13 protein-coding genes are annotated in these 14172 nt (G+C 51.8%); 5 read left to right on the top strand and 8 right to left on the bottom strand.

Annotated elements, in window-relative coordinates; genetic code table 11:
• The first annotated feature begins 1 nt into the window (after position 1).
• Both gspE and hofC read left to right on the top strand, forming a co-directional pair.
• Positions 2-1375, top strand: a complete 1374-nt coding sequence (gene gspE, locus EHN13_RS18175; RefSeq protein ID WP_124021858.1) for a type II secretion system protein GspE — start codon at positions 2-4, stop codon at positions 1373-1375.
• Positions 1365-2567: a protein transport protein HofC gene (gene hofC / locus EHN13_RS18170; protein ID WP_124021857.1), complete on the top strand. Its 1203-nt coding sequence runs from the start codon at positions 1365-1367 to the stop codon at positions 2565-2567. The genes gspE and hofC overlap by 11 nt, the downstream gene beginning before the upstream one ends.
• 107 nt (positions 2568-2674) lie before the next feature.
• On the opposite strand, the gene EHN13_RS18165 is transcribed toward hofC, so the two are convergent.
• Positions 2675-3718 carry a GMP reductase gene (locus tag EHN13_RS18165; protein WP_040229985.1) on the bottom strand — a complete coding sequence of 348 codons (1044 nt, stop codon included), beginning with the start codon at positions 3716-3718 and terminating at the stop codon, positions 2675-2677.
• Positions 3719-3943: 225 nt separating this feature from the next.
• On the opposite strand from EHN13_RS18165, the gene coaE reads away from it, so the two are divergent.
• From coaE to yacG, 3 genes are read left to right on the top strand one after another with little or no spacing between them, the layout of a single operon-like run.
• Positions 3944-4564, top strand: a complete 621-nt coding sequence (gene coaE / locus EHN13_RS18160) for a dephospho-CoA kinase (RefSeq protein WP_124021856.1) — start codon at positions 3944-3946, stop codon at positions 4562-4564.
• The gene (gene zapD, locus EHN13_RS18155) at positions 4564-5307 is read left to right on the top strand and encodes a cell division protein ZapD (protein WP_124021855.1); all 744 of its coding nucleotides are present in this window, start codon (positions 4564-4566) and stop codon (positions 5305-5307) included. The genes coaE and zapD overlap by 1 nt, the downstream gene beginning before the upstream one ends.
• A 9-nt stretch (positions 5308-5316) precedes the next feature.
• Positions 5317-5511 (top strand): DNA gyrase inhibitor YacG, encoded by a 195-nt coding sequence (gene yacG / locus EHN13_RS18150; RefSeq protein WP_005124648.1) that lies wholly within the window; start codon positions 5317-5319, stop codon positions 5509-5511.
• 87 nt (positions 5512-5598) lie between these two features.
• On the opposite strand, the gene mutT is transcribed toward yacG, so the two are convergent.
• The 7 genes from mutT to ftsQ all read right to left on the bottom strand — a co-directional run bounded on the left by mutT (position 5599) and on the right by ftsQ (position 14172).
• Positions 5599-5988: an 8-oxo-dGTP diphosphatase MutT gene (mutT, locus tag EHN13_RS18145; RefSeq protein WP_124021854.1), complete on the bottom strand. Its 390-nt coding sequence runs from the start codon at positions 5986-5988 to the stop codon at positions 5599-5601.
• A gap of 56 nt (positions 5989-6044) precedes the next feature.
• Positions 6045-8750 (bottom strand): preprotein translocase subunit SecA, encoded by a 2706-nt coding sequence (gene secA, locus EHN13_RS18140; protein ID WP_124021853.1) that lies wholly within the window; start codon positions 8748-8750, stop codon positions 6045-6047.
• Positions 8751-8810: 60 nt separating this feature from the next.
• Positions 8811-9317 (bottom strand): secA translation cis-regulator SecM, encoded by a 507-nt coding sequence (gene secM / locus EHN13_RS18135; RefSeq protein WP_116360675.1) that lies wholly within the window; start codon positions 9315-9317, stop codon positions 8811-8813.
• Between the two features lie 407 nt (positions 9318-9724).
• Complete coding sequence (gene lpxC / locus EHN13_RS18130) at positions 9725-10642, bottom strand: UDP-3-O-acyl-N-acetylglucosamine deacetylase (RefSeq protein ID WP_048212691.1); 918 nt, start codon at positions 10640-10642, stop codon at positions 9725-9727.
• A gap of 100 nt (positions 10643-10742) precedes the next feature.
• The gene (gene ftsZ, locus EHN13_RS18125) at positions 10743-11894 is read right to left on the bottom strand and encodes a cell division protein FtsZ (protein WP_003018753.1); all 1152 of its coding nucleotides are present in this window, start codon (positions 11892-11894) and stop codon (positions 10743-10745) included.
• Between the two features lie 185 nt (positions 11895-12079).
• On the bottom strand, positions 12080-13342 hold the full coding sequence (gene ftsA / locus EHN13_RS18120) for a cell division protein FtsA (RefSeq protein ID WP_003018755.1): 1263 nt from the start codon (positions 13340-13342) through the stop codon (positions 12080-12082).
• Complete coding sequence (gene ftsQ / locus EHN13_RS18115; RefSeq protein WP_101741386.1) at positions 13339-14172, bottom strand: cell division protein FtsQ; 834 nt, start codon at positions 14170-14172, stop codon at positions 13339-13341. The genes ftsA and ftsQ overlap by 4 nt, the downstream gene beginning before the upstream one ends.

Below are 14172 nucleotides of genomic sequence, written 5' to 3'. Positions count from 1 at the left end.
GATGAATACCACCCAACTAACGGCGCTGTGCCAGCGCTATCAGGCCATATTACTGGATGCAGACAATGACGCGGTGCATATCGCTGTTGTGGATGCCCCTTCCCACGAACTGCTGGATGCACTGCATTTTGCCACGACCCGACGCATCGATATTGTGTGCTGGACGCGTCAGCAAATGGAGGGCCACACACACGCGCCGCGTAAAATGCTCCCGGCCATCATCACAGAAAGCAGCGCAACTGCCGCAGGGTTGCTGAACCATGCTTTTCAATCCGCGTTGGCACAACGGGCTTCTGATATTCATATTGAACCTGCGGAGAATCACTACCGGATCAGGATACGTGTGGATGGCGTACTACACACATTACCGGAAGTCACAACCGAGATGGGCATTGCTCTCACTGCAAGATTAAAGGTATTAGGCAGTCTGGATATTGCCGAGCACCGACTCCCGCAAGATGGACAATTTACCGTGGAGATTTCAGGTGACCCCATTTCGTTTCGCATCGCCACGCTGCCTTGCCGATGGGGTGAAAAAGTAGTGCTACGCCTGCTTCATCAGGTTAATCAAACGCTGGAGGTCAACGCACTGGGCATGCATGAGGCACAGTTGGCTGCGTTTTCACAAGCATTACAGCAACCACAGGGTTTGATTCTGGTCACCGGGCCGACCGGGAGCGGCAAAACGGTTACCCTGTACAGTGCGCTACAAACCCGAAACACCCCCGATGTGAATCTCTGTAGTGTAGAAGATCCGGTCGAGATCCCCATTGAAGGACTCAATCAGACACAAATCCATCCTCGCGCCGGACTTAATTTTCAGGGTGTATTACGTGCACTACTGCGCCAGGATCCCGACATTATTATGGTAGGCGAAATCCGCGACGGCGAAACAGCTGAGATTGCCCTGAAAGCCGCACAAACCGGTCATTTGGTTCTTTCGACACTGCATACCAATTCCACCAGTGAAACACTGATACGCCTGCAGCAAATGGGGGTGGCACGCTGGATGATTGCCTCCGCGCTGACATTAATAGTTGCGCAGCGATTAGTCAGAAAATTATGCCCACATTGTCGGCGACGACTTGATACTCCCATAACACTCCCGGCAACACTTTGGCCCACGCCACTACCGCGTTGGCAGGCACCCGGTTGCCAACACTGCTATCACGGGTTTTATGGTCGAACCGCTCTGTTTGAAGTACTGCCCATTACGCCTGCGTTGCGGCAACGTATTGCCGATGGCTCATCCGCAGACGTTGTGGAATCGGATGCTCAGAGTACTCTTTTCGAGGATGGCTGTCAGGCGGTGGAACAAGGGTTAACGACATTTGAAGAACTGATCCGCGTACTGGGCACGCCCCATGCCAACTAAACACCTCTGGCGCTGGCAAGGAATAACCCACGAAGGTCAACCTGTAGCAGGGATGCTATGGGCTGATACCCGACCATCGCTCCTGTTTGTGCTCGAACAGCAGCAGATTACGCCAATTCACATTAACCGGATGCGCGTTAAAACCTCGCACTGGAGCAGAGCAAACAGTGCCGAAGCCATACGCCAGTTGGCAACACTGCTTAAAGCGGGATTGACGCTTTCCGCTGGGTTAACTCTGCTCGCTGAACAGCATCCCAGCAACCAGTGGCAGGCATTACTGCGCACGCTGGCTTACGATATGGAACAAGGCATTGCGCTGTCAGCCTCGCTTTCGCGGTGGCAACACGTATTTCCCCCGCTGTACCAGGCAATGATCCGCACCGGAGAACTAACGGGCAAACTGGACGACTGCTGCTTTGAACTTGCCCGTCAGCAAAAAAACCAACAGCAACTCGCTGATAAAGTCAAAAAAGCACTACGCTACCCCATTATCATTCTTGCCATGGCGATAATGGTCGTGCTGGCGATGCTGCAGTTTGTACTCCCTGAGTTTGCCGCCATCTATCGTACGTTCAACACCCCGCTACCGACGCTCACTCAGTGGATTATGGCCGCGGCACACTACAGCAGTCGATGGGGATGGCTGGCAGGGTTGCTATGCCTGGTGCTGGGAACAACATACGGATTGATAAAGCAGAAACCCTACTGGCTTATTCTGCGTCAGAAAACACTGCTGCACTTCCCCATCATCGGGTCGATGGTCAGGGGGCAAAAACTTACACAGATCTTCACCGTACTGGCATTAACACAAAACGCGGGCATTCCCTTTCTGCAAGGTCTGGAGAGTGTCACTGAAACCCTTAACTGCCCTTATTGGTCCCAACGTTTGGCACAGGTGCATCACGATATCAGTGCCGGGAAGCCGGTATGGCTGGCGCTTAAAAATAGCGGTGAATTTAGTCCGCTTTGCTTGCAACTGGTGAGAACCGGTGAAGCTTCCGGCTCTCTGGATGCGATGTTGCAAAACCTCGCCCGACATCACAGCGAGTACACGCTATCTCAGGCCGAAAATTTGGCGTCATTACTTGAGCCAGCCTTGCTTGTCATTACGGGGTTGATTATCGGTACGCTGGTTGTGGCAATGTATCTACCGATTTTTCATCTGGGAGATGCAATGAGTGGTGTGGGATAAATTTAAATGTCGGATAACGGCATAAACGCCTTATCAGGCCTACACAGAGCATGAGCGTAGGCCTGATAAGCTGTGCGCCATCAGGCGTTTAACCGTACGACCTGTTCTTACAGGCTATTGAAAACGCGGTTTTCTTGTTCCTGTACACGAATAAACGTTGTACGTTTGGTCAGCTCTTTCAGACGGGATGCACCGACATAAGTACAAGCAGAACGCAGTCCGCCAAGGATATCGCGAGCGGTATTATCAACCGGGCCGCGCAGAGGCAGCTTAACGGTTTTACCTTCAGCGGCACGATACTGAGCAACACCACCAACATGGCGCGTCATAGCAGACTCAGAGCTCATACCGTAGAACAGCATGAATTTCTCACCGTTCTCTTCAACGATTTTACCGCCGCTTTCTTCATGGCCGGCCAGCATGCCGCCGAGCATCACGAAGTCTGCGCCGCCGCCAAACGCTTTTGCCACATCACCCGGCATTGTGCAGCCACCGTCGCTGACAATCATGCCACCCAGGCCGTGCGCTGCATCAGCACATTCAATGACGGCAGAAAGCTGCGGATAGCCAACGCCGGTTTTTACGCGGGTGGTACATACAGAACCTGGGCCAATGCCCACTTTGACGATATCAGCACCGGAAAGCACCAGTTCTTCACACATCTCGCCGGTGACCACGTTGCCAGCACAGATCGTTTTTGTCGGCCAGGCCGCACGTGCTTTCGACACAAACTGAACAAAATGCTCTGAATAGCCATTTGCCACATCAATGCAGATAAAGTTCAGCGCTGGATTCAATGCCAGAATCTGTTTGGTTTTTTCGAAATCAGTGTCCGACGTCCCGGTTGAAACCATCACGTGTTTCAGTACATCGGCTGAGGAATCTGCAATGAAAGCGGCCCAGTCTTCAACAGAATAGTGTTTGTGCACAGCGGTCAGGATGTCGAAGGAGGCAAGCGCCGTTGCCATGGCAAACGTCCCAACGGTGTCCATGTTCGCGGCGATAATCGGCACGCCGGACCAGGTCTGACCTGAATGTTTAAAGGTGAATTGACGTTCCAGTTCAACATCGGAACGACTTTTGAGAGTAGAACGCTTAGGGCGGATAAGAACGTCTTTGAAACCTAACTTCAGATCTTCTTCGATACGCATGTGCGGATTCCTGGGGTTAATGGCGAAAAATCGAAACTCACAACTCCAGTGACGCTATCATACGCACTAATCAATGCCGCGCAAGACTGCGAAATTCTCTTTTTTTACGCTACAATCCCATAAATTTACCTGGCGAATAGTAGGTTAATCCTGCAGCAGCCTCGCCTTCGCACGCTTAACTTTTAACTGTTTGATAATCAAACTTAAACTCCAGGATCTGCATCTATGAGGTATACGGTAGCCTTAACCGGCGGCATTGGCAGTGGTAAAAGTACCGTTGCAAATGCGTTCGCTGACCTCGGAATAAACATCATTGATGCAGATATTATTGCGCGCCAGGTGGTTGAACCCGGCACACCCGCCCTTAAGGCGATCGAAGAACATTTTGGTTCCGAGGTTATCGCCGCAGACGGATCGTTGCAGCGGCGCATTTTACGCGAACGCATTTTTTCCGATCCTGATGAGAAAAAATGGTTGAATGCCCTGCTCCATCCGCTTATCCAGCAGGAAACACAGCGTCAGTTTCAGCAAGCGACCTCTCCTTATCTGTTATGGGTCGTCCCCTTGTTGGTAGAAAACGCGCTGTATAAAAAAGCCGATCGCGTACTCGTCGTTGATGTCACCCCTGAGACTCAACTCAGGCGAACCATGCAGCGCGATGACGTCACACGTGAGCATGTTGAACAAATTCTTGCTGCCCAGGCAACGCGTGAAGCGCGGCTGGCCGTGGCAGACGATGTTATTGATAATAATGGCGCACCGGAAGCCATCGCCTCGGATGTCGCCCGCCTGCACGCGCTCTATTTGCAATGCGCGTCGCAGTTTGTCTCACAGGAAAAACCGTAATGCACACCCAGGTCCTTTTTGAACACCCTCTCAATGAGAAGATGCGTACATGGCTGCGCATTGAGTTTTTAATCCAACAGCTCTCCGTTAATTTGCCCATTGCTGACCATGCCGGCGCTCTGCATTTTTTCCGCAATATCGGAGATTTACTGGATGTATTTGAACGCGGCGAAGTCCGTACCGAACTCCTCAAAGAACTGGAGCGACAGCAGCGAAAACTCCAGGCCTGGGTCGAAGTTCCCGGCGTCGATCAAAGCAGAATCGACTCGTTGCGCCAGCAGTTAAAAAGTGCAGGCAGTATTCTGATTTCTGCCCCGCGCATCGGACAAACCCTGCGTGAAGACCGTCTGATTGGCCTTGTTCGTCAGCGTTTAAGTATTCCCGGCGGATGCTGCAGTTTTGATTTGCCGACTTTACATATCTGGCTGCATCTGTCACAGACTCAGCGTGACATACAGGTTGAGACCTGGCTTGCCAGCCTGAACCCGCTCAACCAGGCATTGTCTCTGGTCCTGGATTTAATCCGCAACTCAGCACCGTTTCGTAAGCAAACCAGCCTGAATGGTTTTTACCAGGACAACGGCGATGATGCAGACCTACTGCGTTTACAGTTGCCGCTCGCTTCGCAGCTTTATCCGCAAATATCGGGTCATAAGAGCCGCTTTGCCATTCGCTTTATGCCACTGGATAGCGAGAATGGTCAGGTGCCTGAGCGCCTCGATTTCGATCTGGCGTGCTGTTAAGGAGTTAAGATGTCTGAACAAACTATCGTAAACTGCCCAACCTGCGGTAAAGCAGTCGTGTGGGCAGAAGTCAGTCCGTTTCGTCCATTCTGCAGCAAACGTTGTCAGTTAATCGACCTGGGTGAATGGGCCGCGGAAGAGAAGCGTATCCCAAGCTCCGGCGATCTGTCAGAAAGCGATGACTGGAGCGAAGAGCAGAAGTAATTCAGCGACAACGGCAGGCCGGATAAGCGTTGCGTCCCCGCAATAATTTGCCGGATGCGGCGTTGCCTTATCCGGCCTACAACACCATTAGCCAGCAATCAACTTTTCAATGACCGGCGCATTCGCAGGCGGGAAATCTTCCGCATTCAGAGCATGTTGCGCAATCCACTGCGCCGGTTGCCCCTCTTTTCCCCATGGCTCACCTTCCCAGCTTTCAACCAGCCAGAACCACAGCGTGATATGTCTGTCCGGAAACTGATACTCCAGCTTTTCGAACAATGAGCTTTGAGTCGGCGTAATCCCGACTTCTTCCTGTAGTTCGCGAACCAGTGCCTGCTCCGGCGTTTCGCCCGCTTCTATTTTTCCGCCGGGAAACTCCAGCTTATTTGCCATGTGGGCATCAGCTGCACGCTGAGTGATAAAAATCTCGTTGTGCTTATTACGAATAATTCCAACAGCGATTTGCAGTACTTTCATATTTATCGTCCATAAAAAAGGCGCAGAATTCTGCGCCTTTTCAGTGAGTTATTTTCTTAGCTCAGACGGCCATGGCACTGTTTGTATTTTTTACCGGAACCGCAAGGACACGGATCGTTACGACCCACTTTACGATCGCCAGTTTGTGCCGCCAGCTCTTCTGCCGCAGCAGAATCATCACCTTTATGGCTCAGTTGCTGCATCTGCGCTAAACGCTCAGCATCTTCGCGACGCTGCTGCTCCATTGCTTCGACTTCTTCAGGCATACGCACCTGAACTTTGCTCAGGGTGCTGATCACTTCGTACTTCAGTGATTCCAGCATTGATGCAAACATAGAGAAGGATTCGCGTTTATATTCCTGCTTCGGATCTTTTTGCGCATAACCACGCAGGTGGATACCCTGACGCAGATAGTCCATCGCCGCAAGGTGCTCTTTCCACAAGGAGTCGAGAGTTTGCAGCATCACGCCTTTTTCGAAGTGACGCATCATCTCTGCGCCCACAACGTCTTCTTTACGCTGATAAACTTCTACGGCGTTTGCCAGAATACGTTCGCGCAGCGTTTCTTCGTGCAGCTCAGGCTCTTTATCCAGCCACTCTGAAATCGGCATTTCCAGATCGAAGTCGTTTTTCAGACGTTCCTGCAGACCCGGGATATCCCACATTTCTTCCAGAGACTGCGGCGGAATATAGGCATCAATCGTTGCTTTGAAGACATCTTCACGGATGCTGTTGATGGTCTCGCTAACGTCAGATACGTCCAGCAGTTCGTTACGCTGGGTGTAGATTGCGCGACGCTGGTCGTTGGCGACATCATCATATTCCAGCAATTGCTTACGAATGTCGAAGTTGCGGCTTTCTACTTTACGCTGCGCGTTAGCAATCGCTTTGGTTACCCATGGATGTTCAATCGCTTCACCTGGCTTCATACCCAATTTACGCATCATGCCAGACACGCGGTCGGAGGCAAAAATACGCATCAGCGCATCTTCCATCGACAGGTAGAAACGAGAAGAACCCGCATCCCCCTGACGACCGGAACGGCCACGCAGCTGGTTATCGATACGGCGAGATTCATGACGTTCGGTACCAATGATGTGCAAACCACCGGAGGCCAACACCGCGTCGTGACGCACCTGCCAGTCAGCTTTAATCTGTGCGATTTGTTCTTCTGTCGGATTTTCCAGCTCGGCGACTTCTGCCTGCCAGCTACCGCCCAGCACGATATCCGTACCACGACCCGCCATGTTAGTGGCAATGGTCACGGCTGAAGGATAGCCCGCCTGTGCGACGATTGCTGCTTCGTTAGCGTGGAACTTGGCGTTCAGCACGTTATGCTTGATACCTGCTTTGGTCAGTTCGTTAGAGACCACTTCAGATTTCTCAATGGAGATAGTCCCCACCAGCACCGGCTGACCATTCGCGGTACGCTCTTTAATATCTTCGATAATGGCCTGAATTTTTTCCGCTTCGGTCATGTACACCAGATCCGGCAAATCCTTACGGATCATCGGACGGTTGGTCGGCACCACTACGGTATCCAGTTTGTAGATAGAGCTGAATTCGAACGCTTCGGTATCTGCTGTACCGGTCATACCGGCCAGTTTTTCGTACAAGCGGAAGTAGTTCTGGAAGGTGATAGAAGCCAGCGTCTGGTTTTCGTTCTGGATTTCTACGCCTTCTTTGGCTTCAACAGCCTGGTGCAGGCCGTCGGACCAGCGACGCCCCTGCATGGTACGTCCGGTGTGTTCGTCGACGATGATAACTTCGCCGTCTTTCACAATGTAGTCTACATCACGGGTGAACAGCACATGTGCACGCAGTGCAGCAGTCACGTGATGCATCAGCATAATGTTGCCCGGAGAGTACAACGACTCGCCTTCATCCATAATGCCTTCTTTCACCAGCAGTTCTTCAATCAGAACCAGACCACGTTCGGTAAGGTTAACCTGGCGCGATTTCTCATCGACAGAGAAATGGCCTTCGCCCTGGAATGTGTCAGAATCTTCCTTCTCCTGACGGATCAGGTTTGGAATGATTTTGTTCACTTTCTTGTACATTTCCGAGCTATCTTCAGCCGGGCCGGAAATGATCAGCGGAGTACGTGCTTCATCGATCAGGATGGAGTCGACTTCATCGACCAGCGCATAATGCAGTTTACGCTGAACGCGCTCTTCCGGGCTAAACGCCATGTTGTCGCGCAGGTAGTCAAAGCCGTATTCGTTGTTGGTACCGTAAGTGATGTCAGCATTGTAAGCTTCACGCTTGGCCGGAGCCGGCAGACCTGACATGTTGATACCTACGGTCATACCGAGGAACTCAAACAGTGGGCGGTTATTTTCGGCGTCACGCTGAGCCAGATAGTCGTTCACGGTAACGACGTGTACACCTTTCCCGCTTAATGCGTTCAGGTAGGCTGGCAACGTTGCGGTCAGTGTTTTACCTTCACCGGTACGCATTTCTGCGATACAGCGATCGTTGAGGACCATACCACCCAGCAGCTGAACGTCGAAGTGACGCATACCGAACACACGCTTACTCGCTTCACGGACTACCGCAAATGCTTCCGGGATCAGGCTTTCCACGCTGGCACCTTTTTCCAGACGGGCGCGGAATTCAGCGGTCTTCGCTTTCAGCTCATAATCGGAGAGTTTTTCCATCTCCGGTTCCATCGCGTTGATGACGTTGACCACTTTGCGCATACGACGCAGCGTACGTTCGTTACGGCTACCGAATACTTTCGTTAATAATTTGATTAGCATAATAAAATCTCAAACGCCCCGCGGTGCGGAGTCAAAAATTATAAGTTGGAAGGTTCTTTTTTAGCTGAGGCGTTGAGGACCAGCGCGGATACCCTGCTGCTGGCTTATCCAGACAGGAATACTAAACGCGGCCTGAGAAGTGAAATGGGCATATGTCACGCGACTTACTGTCGCCGGCGGTCTGCCTTCCTGCGTCAGCATCGCGCTAAGCGTATTCAGTAACGCAAGATGGTGCGCCTGGATTGGCAACGGCTCTTCGGCAACGGGCAGCGCCTGAGGGGCCATAGCAAAAGAAAGATGGCGTATAACCGTACGAATGGCATGTTGATGCCAATAATCAACAGTAAAATTCGGGCGACGGTTAGTGGCTTCCAGCAAAGCAAGCTGGTTAAAGTTAACTTTAGCGCCTTGATCGTGATTGCTGGCGGTCGCCTTCGCGGGGGTATTAGGTTCAGCAGCATTACCGATCGCGGGCAGGCCAAAACTTGCCGCGACCATCCCTAATAAGAGATGCGGCCAGAAGTACCGTCTGCCTAACTGTCGCCAGCGCGTCAGTATTCCACTCACGTTATTGCCACCTGATCTACCCTGCGTTTGGGGTTATAAATGCAAAACCATTTTTTGCGCACAAATATTACCATTAATGCGTTCGCACCACAGCAGTAATGACGCAAGTCGCGGGTAAATATGCTTAAGAAAGCAGCGATCGCTCAGTATTTTAATCTGACAGCGGGAAAAAAGCCGCATCGAAAAAGACGGTGAGCTATTGGAGGATAAAAAAAACGACTGGCTCACCTGGCCGGAGAGAGTGCCAGATTGACCAGTCGAATTTATACGACAGATATACACTTCATCCTTCAAGCTGCCTCTTTGTTGGCTGCCTTCTCTCACCCCAGTCACGTACTGGTCGTACGTTCCTGAGGATTCGCTCAGTTGCCGCCTTGATGCAACTTGAATGATTTTGTGTATAGTTATTATGCCAGTACAGTCGAAGGCGCTTTGAACGCCAGCGGCAGTTCTGCGTCGTCCTGGAAGGTCACATATTCCCAGGCTTCCTGTTTTGCCAGGACCGCCTGCAACAGTTTGTTATTCAATGCATGACCGGATTTATACGCGGTAAATGCACCAATAATGTTGTGACCACACATGAACAAGTCACCGATCGCGTCGAGCATTTTGTGACGAACGAATTCATCTTCAAAACGCAGGCCGTCTTCGTTCAGTACGCGATAATCGTCAACAACGATGGCACAATCGAAGCTGCCGCCCAGGCACAGGCCGCGGGACTGCAGATATTCGATATCACGCATGAAGCCGAAAGTACGCGCACGGCTGATCTGACGCATGAACGCATCAGCAGAGAAGTTCATCGCATAGCGCTGGGTGCTGGAGTCGATCGCCGGATGGTTAAAGTCGATGGTGAAATCCAACGTAAAACCATTATACGGCTTAAACTCAGCCCACTTGTCGCCATCTTCGACGCGAACGGTCTCTTTGATGCGGACAAATTTCTTCGCACTGTTCAGTTCTTCAATACCTGCATCAAGCAGCAAGTAAACGAACGGAGCAGCACTACCATCCATGATCGGGATTTCCGGGGCATTAACCTCAATAACGATGTTATCGATACCTAAGCCCGCCAGAGCAGCATTAAGATGCTCAACGGTTGAAATCCGCACATCATGCTCGTTGACCAGACACGTACAGAGCATGGTATCACGCACAGATTTGGCATCGGCCGGGAAATCTACCGGAGGATTCAAGTCGGTGCGACGATAGATGACCCCGGTGTTGGCCGGCGCAGGGCGTAATGTCAGGGTGACTTTTTTGCCGGTATGTAAACCGACGCCAGTCGCCTGAACGATACGTTTAAGAGTCCTTTGTTTGATCATCGTATAATCTCGCCAAATTACCTATCCAACCGAAGTGTACTATACATTCGGTGGGCCAGTTTAGCACAAAGAGCCACAATCCCCAAATTCCAGCTAATTCTTAATCAGCTTGCTTACGCAGGAATGCAGGGATATCCAGATAATCCGGCTCTTTAGTGGTCTGCGGCGTATTGTCGTTAACCACCTTCGCTACCGGTTTTTGCTCTTGCGTCAACGGCGCCATACCGTGCTGCTGGTAACGATCCATTACCGGCTGCTGAACCTGCTTGTTGGTCACCAGAGTGATTTCAGGACGCTTGTCCATACCAATTCCAGTGGCAACAACGGTAACGCGCAGTTCGTCGTTCATATCCGGGTCCAGAGAAGTACCGATAACCACAGTCGCGTTATCCGATGCAAATGCACGAATCGTGTTACCTACGGTTTCGAACTCATCCAGACGCAGGTCGAAGCCCGCAGTAATGTTGACCAGCACGCCACGCGCGCCGGACAGATCGATATCTTCCAGCAGAGGTGAAGAGATAGCCATTTCAGCCGCTTCTTCAGCGCGATCTTCACCGCTCGCCACGCCAGAACCCATCATCGCATAGCCCATTTCGGACATCACGGTGCGCACGTCGGCAAAGTCGACGTTCATCAGGCCCGGACGGGTAATCAGTTCAGCGATACCCTGGACTGCGCCTTTCAGCACATCATTCGCTGCGCCAAACGCATCCAGCAGGGAGATACCGCGACCCAGCACTTTCAGCAGTTTGTCGTTCGGAATAGTAATTAGAGAGTCCACATGTTTGGACAGCTCGGTGATACCCTGCTCCGCGAATGCCATACGCTTCTTGCCTTCAAAGTTGAAAGGCTTAGTCACGACAGCAACGGTCAGAATACCTAAATCTTTTGCTACTTCAGCAACCACTGGCGCTGCACCGGTCCCGGTCCCGCCGCCCATGCCTGCTGCGATGAACACCATGTCTGCGCCGTCAAGCGCTGCACGCAGAGCTTCACGGTCTTCGTCTGCCGCATTGCGACCGACTTCCGGGTTTGCACCCGCGCCCAGACCCTTGGTGATGCCGCTACCAATCTGAATGGTCTGTCCAACCGCCGTTTTACGCAACGCCTGAGCGTCGGTATTCACCGCGAAGAATTCAACACCTTCGATGCGCTCGCGCACCATGTGTTCAACGGCATTACCGCCGCCGCCGCCGACGCCGATGACTTTAATCACCGCGTCATTGGTCAGTTCCATAGGTTCAAACATAGTTTCTCTCTCCGTTTTACACTTTATCCTTCAAGCCGCCTCTTTGTTGGCTGCCTTCACTCACTCCCGTCACATAGTAAACTATGTTCCAGGAGATTCGCTCGGTTGCCGTCGCGATGCAACTTGAATGACGTTGTGTATGTGCCTGTCGCCTGAGGCCGTAATTATTGCCGGCCTCATAAAAATTAAAACTCTTTTCGCAGCCAACTATTGAGTCGTTTAATCCACGAGCCAACTGATGCCGTTACACGTTTTTCAACTTCAGCTTCACCACTTAAATGGGATTCTTTCCCGTAATGAAGCAACCCCACTGCCGTTGAATAATACGGCTCCTGGGCATAATCTGTCAGACCGGTAATATTGAGCGGCGCACCAATACGCACCTGCGTATGAAACACGCGCTGAGCGCAAGCCGCAAGACCTTCAATTTGCGCAGCACCACCGGTTAACACAATCCCCGCCGCCAGATGATGTTTCACACCCTGCTGGCGAAGTTGTTCCTGTAATTGCAAAATTTCTTCGTTGACCAGGTTAAGCAGCTCGGTATAACGCGGCTCAATGACCTCAGCCAGAGTCTGACGTTGCAGACTGCGTGGCGGACGACCACCGACGCTTGGCACTTCAACGCTCTCATCTTTACCAACGATAGAACCCAGCGCACAACCATGACGCACTTTGATGGCTTCAGCATCGCTCGGCGGCGTACCAAAGGCATACGCGATATCGCTGGTGACCACATTCCCTGCATAAGGGATTACTTTGGTATGGCGCAACGCCCCGCCAGTATAAACGGCGATGTCCATTGTACCACCACCAATATCGACCACGCAGACACCCAGCTCACGTTCGTCTTCCGTTAACACGGAATAACTGGCTGCCAACCCGGCAAATATCAGTTGGTCAACTTTCAGGCCACAGCGTTCAACGGCTTTGACGATGTTCTTCGCCATGTCGTTGTGGCAGGTAATCAGATGTACTTTTGCCTGCATACGCACGCCGGAAAGACCGACCGGATTTTTAATGCCTTCCTGGTAGTCAATGGCGTATTCCTGTGGAATAACGTGCAGTACACGATGTTCATCGCGCACACGTACGGATTTTGCCGTATGCACAACATTTTCCACATCTTCCTGGGTCACTTCCTCTTCGGAAATGGGCACCATACCAATTTCATTCTGACAGCTAATATGTTTACCTGAAAGCGCCAGATACACTGAGGAAATCTGGCAATCTGCCATCAGTTCAGCCTGGTCAATGGCGCGCTGTACGCATTTCACCACTGACTCAAGGTCATTCACCCCACCTTTATCCATACCTCGCGATGGGCAACTGCCCACGCCAATGATATTGACCATACCGTCGGGCAGAACTTCCCCTACTAAAGCGGCTACCTTCGCGGTGCCAATCTCCAGTCCAACTACCAGTTTTCTGTCCGTCGCCTTGATCATTGTTGTTCTGCCTGTGCCTGATTCTGTTGCTGATTAGATTCCTCAGGAGGCAAGGGAACCCAGCCTACTGCCGCTCCTGAGTCATAACGCAAATCAACGTAGCTAATCCGTTTGCCATCGGTTTGCGCCTGCTGCTGTAAAACCGGGTAGAGTTCCACAAAGCGAGCCAAACGTTTTATCGTATCGCCCCTGCCCAGATTGAGCTTAATATCGTTATTAAGCGTTAACTGCCAGGAACGACGAGCGGTCATCGCCGCTTCCTTCAGGGTGAATCTATCCTTAGCCAGCACCTGCCCCATATCGCGGAACCCTTGCAACACTTCACTCGCGCTGCCTTCCGGGCCATACAACATGGGTAATACCTGCTTATTGGCCCGACCGGTTGGGACGCTGAACGTATTGCCATCGGCATCCACCATATGTTGGTCATTCCAACGCGCTATTGGCACATATTCAACCAGATGAATCTTCAATTCATCAGGCCACTGCTTTCTGACGCTCGCCTGCTTAATCCAGGGAAGGCGTTCAATCTGACTCTGAATGATGTTTACATCCTGAGTCATAAAGGTACCCGGAGCGCCCAGCGCCAGAATGGACTGACGAATATCGTCATTGCGCGTGTAATGTCGCTCACCGGTCAATACCAGCTTCGACAATGGCAAACGCTGCGCATCTTCCATCCATCCCAACACGACCCAGCCGCTGACAAACACGGTGCACAGCACTGTCAGCAGAAACAGAATTCCTGCAAGACGCGTTCCATTATTGCGGCGTGAGGAGGCTACCTCTTCTTCATCACCGTTTCGCGTGTTCAGCGCAGCCTGCGACAT

The organism is Citrobacter youngae (assembly GCF_003818115.1).
In the GTDB taxonomy this organism is placed as follows: Bacteria; Pseudomonadota; Gammaproteobacteria; order Enterobacterales; family Enterobacteriaceae; genus Citrobacter; species Citrobacter youngae.
Note: the sequence above shows the minus strand (reverse complement) of the source record. Positions and strands in the feature narration are given on the sequence as shown.